We start from the raw sequence: 6273 nt of genomic DNA on the forward strand, positions 1-6273 counted from the left end.
CGCGACCGCGGTACGGATCAGCAGGTTTAGGCTGGGGGCGCAATCGCCTTCGAATCCCTACGAGTGCACGAAAGCCGCTTCAATCGAAGCGGCTTTTTTGTTTGGGCTATTTCCCGTTTCGGTTAGGATTGTCCCTTATTTGGCTTACTCCTGTATAAACACGTACGCAATCGGGCGCGACAATCCATTGGATTAAACCAATCGGGCCACTCTTGCGTTCTGTTACCCGAAACCATGTCAACAATGATAAACCGAATCATAGGCCTTACAGCAGCCGCTACGCTCGTACTGGCCTCACACTCCCTGTTTGCCCAACAGGCAGGCTTGGGCGCTCCTGTCGAGACCAAAGAGCCTAATTCAAACTACAAATCAGCGTTTGCGGGACAAACGCGCGTGGGTAGCATCAAAACAAAAGCAGCCTACGAAGGTAAAGTGTTGACCGAAGCCCTCAAATCGCCTTGGGGCATTACAAGCCTGCCCGACGGGCGTCTGCTCATTACCGAGAAAGCAGGGACCATGCGCATCGCCACGCCAGAAGGCAAATTGAGCGAGGCTATTACTGGTTTGCCAGCTGTTAATTCAGCTGGGCAGGGTGGTCTGCTTGGTGTGCGGGTCGATCCGGCCTTCGAAAAAACCCGGATGGTGTACTGGGTCTTTGCCGAACCATCAGACAATGGTAACCTGACGGCTGTGGCTAAAGGCAAGCTGTCGGCCGATGAAAAGAAAATCGAAAACCCAACGGTTATTTACCGCGCTACTCCTGCGTACAAAGGCACACTACACTACGGGGGCCGTATTTTGTTCGACAAACAGGGCAACCTGATTATCAGCACCGGCGAACGCTCCGACAAAGTGACCCGGCCACAGGCGCAATCGCTTAACTCTGGCCTGGGTAAAGTCATCCGAATCACCACCGATGGTAAGCCTGTTTCAGGGAATCCGTTCATCGGCAAAGACGGTGCCCGCCCCGAACTGTACTCATACGGTCACCGCAACGTACAGGGGCTCGCCCTGCACCCGGTTACGGGCGATTTGTGGGAGAACGAATTTGGTCCGCGCGGGGGTGATGAGCTTAACCGCGTTGAGCCTGGCAAAAATTACGGATGGCCAACCATTACATACGGAATTGAGTACAGCGGCCAGAAAGTAGGCGAAGCCATTCAGCAGCAGGCCGGCCTCGAACAGCCGGTGTATTATTGGGACCCCTCGGTGTCGCCCAGCGGTATGACCTTTTATACCGGCGACCAAATGCCCGAATGGAAAAATAACCTGTTTATCGGTACGCTTAGCGGTATGCACATTGCCCGTCTGATTATCGAAAACAACCGGGTAGTGGCCGAAGAGCGTCTGCTCACCGAAGATTACCAGCGTTTCCGCGATATCACACAGGGCAAAGACGGAGCACTCTACACCGTGACCGATCAGGGACGGCTCTACCGGATTGCTAAGAAATAAGTAGTTTGGCTGTAAGGCTCAAGCTCACAGAAGCCGCTTCACCCGAAGCGGCTTTTTTGTTGGCCAAGTCTTATTCGGCATCCGTATGTGGCTGAACCAGGGCCGAGAGCCGCTTAGGCGCTACATGGCAATACGCTGCAATCAAGGCATCGTGCAGCGTTTCTGCCTCCACTTTCTGAAGACTCACCAGTGTCCAGCCGTGCTTCCCCCACTTATTGGGTACCGGATAGACCACCGTTCGGTCGAAAGCCGAGAACAAGTCCTGATCCAGTTCCGAGAGTTTCAGGCAAACTCTGTTTTCGGCGCTATTGAGCGTCACCACAATTTTGCTCCCAACCTTGAAAGCCCGGTTGCCCGCGTGCGGATGTTCTGTCACCTCAGGCAATGCCAGCGCCATCTGCCGAAACGTATCTATTGTTACCATACCGTTTTTCGTACCCGATTCTTGCGCATGCGTTCTTTCCTTGCGCCTGTTTGGCACTCATAAACCGCACACCATTCCGACAAAACCAATCAGCGCCCCAACCGTTAACACTATACGCGCACGAATCCGCCCGTGAGCCGATCACACGCCGTTAAACTTATGAATTGGGCCAACAACAAAATTATTCCTTCGGTTATTGAGCAGGACGTTCTCACGGCCCTTTCATTTTACCCTGAGCTAAACCAAACCCCTATCCGATTCGTATTCAAGCCCAGAATACGATCGTCGGTCATGCAGGCGCAACCCGTTTTCGAGTCGCTACTGGGCAACCGCCAACGCCGAGCCTATCAAATCAATATCAGTTCGCTGTTTACCCTCACCCACACAGCCATACCCATCCATCAGCTTCCCAGCGAAATCATGATTGGCTGGATTGGTCACGAACTGGGACATATCATGGATTACGAACGCCGTAGCAACTGGAATTTGGTCCGCTTTGGCGTTTCGTACGTTTTCTCGACGGAGTACGTGCGCAAGGTAGAGCGCATTGCCGACACCTTTGCCGTTGAACGCGGCTTAGGGCCGTATCTGGTAGCTACAAAGCGGTTTATCCTGAACCACGCCGAGTTACCACAGGCGTACAAAGATAAGATCGCCCGGCTGTATGTTTCGCCCGAGGAGATTGTCGAGCAGGTCAGAAAACTGGAGCAAGCCGAGCCTTAACGAATTAGTTACCGCAACTCCCGAATATATTGCTCAAAATCCCGAAAATCGTCTTCTTTCATTACCCGCGGAATTTTGGTTTGCCCACCCAACTTCTTGTAGTCTTCACTCCAGCGGTAGAAGTACTCAACCGGCACCACCTCGGCTTCTACTCCATGCAGCGACTTACTACGCGCTACTTTATAGTTTTTATTCGTTTCGCAGAGCTCATTGTCGAGCGAAGTGGCAAACTGCACATTGTCGACATCACGATTTGAACCAACCATCCATTTATTGATGTATTTATCCTCTTTCCGGACTGCCGCAACTACAAACTCCTTGATTTCCATGTCGAACTGCCGCTGCATCTTTTGCATAGCCTGATTCATTTGAAAAACGGATAATTGCTCGCCAACCACATTCAGGAAATGCTTTGTTCGTCCCGTGATTCGGATTTCCGAACGGGCTTTATCGGTAATCATGACTGTATCACCAATCATGTACCGCCACGCCCCCGAAACGGTTGAGATCAGCAAGACATAATCGACGTTCTCTTCCGCTTGCTCCAGACTCAGAATTTCGGCATCCTGCTTCACCCGGCCATCTTCATCCATGTTAGCATCGGTGAAGGGGACAAACTCAAAAAAGATCCCATTGTCCAGAATCAAAGCCATTGAAGTTGTATCAGGGCGCTTTTGCGTAGCCAAATACCCTTCTGAAGTTAGATAGGTATCGATATACGTTAGTGGGCGAGCCAACAACGACTCGAAGCTCTTTCGGTAGGGTTCAAAGGCAACACCACCCGAAGTGTACACCTGCAAATTAGGCCATATATCGTGAATAGTGCTTACACGGTTATGCAAGATTACCTCTTTCAACATCATCTCTATCCAGGATGGAATACCGCTCAAGCTACCAATATCCCACATGGGTGCCTCCTGAGCAATTCGGTGAACACGCTCATCCCAATCTGTAATCGACGCAATTTCTACACCCGGCTTGTAGTAACCCCGAAACCAGCCCGGTATGTTAGCCGCGCTAATCCCACTGATTTCTCCCTCCTCATGGTCATCTTTCTGAATCAGGCTTACACTACTACCCAGCATCATTATCTGCTTCTCGAAGAAATCAGCAGGCAACTGGAAATTCTTTAGACTCGCCACCTGCTGCAATCCCGACCGCCGAATCGAGTCGAGCATGTCATCTGTTACCGGAATCGACTTGCTTGTGCTGGTTGTACCGCTACTTAGCGCAAAATAACGCTGTCCACCTGGCCACGTTATATTCTGATGACCTTCCTGCAGATAGTGCCACCATTCATCGTACATCTTATCGTAATCGTGTACAGGTACATTTTCTTGAAACGCACGCACGACGTCAGTACTATTCAGTATAGCGCTGAAGCTGTATTTTTTCCCAAAAGCAGTCAAACGCGCTTTTTCCAGGAGAGATTGCAATACAGTCCGTTGAGCCTTTGCTGGCTCAGGATCAGATGTGATAAAACCATATACATCAATTGCTTTCCGAACCAACTCGCCAATAACTGCCATAGATAATCTTTTGTGTATGCACTATCCGATTAACCAGAATCTATGTACATTGTTGATAAGGCTATTGTAAGGCCTCCAGAAAGCAAACTGTATCTTTTCTTATCCCAGGGTTTTAATTCTCTATGCGTATTTTCCTAATCCCTCTCCTGGCGTTGAGCCCTTTCAATCCGCCTGCCTCTCTTGCAGATACCCGACTAATTGAGACCTCTATTATGTCGCAGACTCGCACATCAGCCGAAGGGTGGAAATACAGTCAATCGCAGAGCACAACCGGAGACATTACCTACCGAGCGGTTTTGAGCTCAACTAATACGATCGAGTTTTCCTACCCGTATACGGGCGGGACCAACGTATCGCTGACAATACGTAAAACCAAAGAGAATGAGTATGTCTATTTAGAGGTCGAGAAAGGCCTATTTACACGGAGCTTTCAAAATGGTAGCGCCCAGGTTCAGTTTGATGGGCGAAAGCCCATAACCTATAACTTATCGGCAGCGGCCAACGGTCGTGCAAACATCGTATTCTTTGAGAAAGAAGATAGGCTGATTGAGCAGATGAAGAGGGCTAAAAATATGCTGGTCAGTCTCTCATTCGCCGGCCAAAAACCACGTGAGGTCAAATTTCAGATCACGGGGTTGCGCTGGAACCATTAAAAGGCGGAATAGTAGAAAAATAGTCTAACTGATAGACCTGTAAGCAGCATCAACCATCACTGAGGCTTGTGCCTATCCCCGCTACCGTAAACGCGGAAAGGGGGTATCACCTCTTCCGAGATAACACCCCCTTCGCTTCAATAACTAGAGGTGGCAGCTTCCTACTCTCCCGGATTTGACTCCAGTACCATCGGCAGCACGGGGCTTAACGGCTCTGTTCGACATGGGAAAAGGTGTTCACCCGCCATAACACCACCAACCTCCTAGTAACTTCACAGAGTCTTCACACCCACAGAGAAAACAAGTACAATATCCTAACCCTACAACCAACCAACTAACCAATCTGCACACATCAACACACATCAGGCTCATTAGTACGGCTCAGCTCCACGGCTCTCACCGCTGCCACCTGCCGCCTATCAACGTTCTCGTCTCGAACAGCCTTCTTTTGGAACTCTCATCTTCGGGCCAGTTTCGCACTTAGATGCTTTCAGCGCTTATCTTAACCCCACGTAGCTACTCAGCCGTGCCTGCGGCCAAACAACTGATCCACCAGCGGTGAGTCCATCCCGGTCCTCTCGTACTAAGGACAGCCCCCGTCAGAATTCCTGCGCCCACCACAGATAGGGACCGAACTGTCTCACGACGTTCTGAACCCAGCTCGCGTGCCACTTTAATCGGCGAACAGCCGAACCCTTGGAACCTTCTCCAGCCCCAGGATGTGACGAGCCGACATCGAGGTGCCAAACCTCCCCGTCGATGTGAGCTCTTGGGGGAGATCAGCCTGTTATCCCCGGCGTACCTTTTATCCTTTGAGCGATGGCCCACCCATGCAGTACCACCGGATCACTATACCCTGCTTTCGCACCAGATCGGCTTGTGAGCCTCACTGTCAAGCTCGCTTTTGCTATTGCACTCCACAAGTGGTTACCAACCACCCTGAGCGAACCTTGGGAAGCCTCCGTTACCCTTTCGGAGGCGACCACCCCAGTCAAACTACCCACCAAGTACTGTCCCTCTCATGAGGTTAGATCACCAGTCAGCCAAGGGCGGTATTTCAAGGTTGGATCCAGGATGCCTGGCGACACCCCTTCAATTCCTCCCGCCTATCCTACACATGCCTGACCGGCAATCCATACTAAGCTGTAGTAAAGGTGCACGGGGTCTTTCCGTCCCGTGGCGGGTAAGCGGCATCTTCACCGCTACTACAATTTCACCGAGCTCATGGTTGAGACAGTGCCCAGATCGTTACACCATTCGTGCAGGTCGGAACTTACCCGACAAGGAATTTCGCTACCTTAGGACCGTTATAGTTACGGCCGCCGTTTACTGGGGCTTCAATTCAGAGCTTCGCCTTGCGACTAACTCCCCCTCTTAACCTTCCAGCACCGGGCAGGTGTCAGACCCTATGCGTCATCTTTCGATTTGGCAGAGTCCTGTGTTTTTGGTAAACAGTCGCCTGGGCCTTTGCTCTGCAACCTCCCATTAC

At 51.0% G+C, this 6273-nt stretch carries 5 protein-coding genes and 2 rRNA genes (1 of these 7 cut by a window edge); 3 read left to right on the forward strand and 4 right to left on the reverse strand.

Going from position 1 to position 6273, the window contains the following annotated elements:
• Window positions 1–243: 243 nt before the first annotated feature.
• Window positions 244–1455: a PQQ-dependent sugar dehydrogenase gene (locus RUDLU_RS0109675; protein ID WP_019988176.1), complete on the forward strand. Its 1212-nt coding sequence runs from the start codon at window positions 244–246 to the stop codon at window positions 1453–1455.
• Between the two features lie 70 nt (window positions 1456–1525).
• On the opposite strand, the gene RUDLU_RS0109680 is transcribed toward RUDLU_RS0109675, so the two are convergent.
• Window positions 1526–1879: an MmcQ/YjbR family DNA-binding protein gene (locus RUDLU_RS0109680; RefSeq protein WP_019988177.1), complete on the reverse strand. Its 354-nt coding sequence runs from the start codon at window positions 1877–1879 to the stop codon at window positions 1526–1528.
• A gap of 159 nt (window positions 1880–2038) precedes the next feature.
• Between RUDLU_RS0109680 and RUDLU_RS0109685 the strand changes: the two genes are divergently transcribed.
• Complete coding sequence (locus RUDLU_RS0109685; protein WP_019988178.1) at window positions 2039–2602, forward strand: hypothetical protein; 564 nt, start codon at window positions 2039–2041, stop codon at window positions 2600–2602.
• 8 nt (window positions 2603–2610) lie between these two features.
• Here the strand turns inward: RUDLU_RS0109685 and RUDLU_RS0109690 are convergent, their stop codons facing one another.
• Entirely contained in the window at window positions 2611–4131 is a 1521-nt protein-coding gene (locus RUDLU_RS0109690) for a GH3 family acyl-acid amido synthetase (protein ID WP_019988179.1), read from the reverse strand.
• 122 nt (window positions 4132–4253) lie between these two features.
• On the opposite strand from RUDLU_RS0109690, the gene RUDLU_RS27240 reads away from it, so the two are divergent.
• Window positions 4254–4784 carry a hypothetical protein gene (locus RUDLU_RS27240; protein ID WP_019988180.1) on the forward strand — a complete coding sequence of 177 codons (531 nt, stop codon included), beginning with the start codon at window positions 4254–4256 and terminating at the stop codon, window positions 4782–4784.
• 148 nt (window positions 4785–4932) lie between these two features.
• Here RUDLU_RS27240 and rrf read toward each other — a convergent pair.
• A 5S ribosomal RNA gene (gene rrf / locus RUDLU_RS0109700) occupies window positions 4933–5044 on the reverse strand.
• Between the two features lie 91 nt (window positions 5045–5135).
• Window positions 5136–6273 (reverse strand): 23S ribosomal RNA (locus tag RUDLU_RS0109705) (it continues 1694 nt past the right edge of the window).

Origin of the sequence: Rudanella lutea DSM 19387 (assembly GCF_000383955.1) — a bacterium.
Lineage (GTDB): Bacteria > Bacteroidota > Bacteroidia > Cytophagales > Spirosomataceae > Rudanella > Rudanella lutea.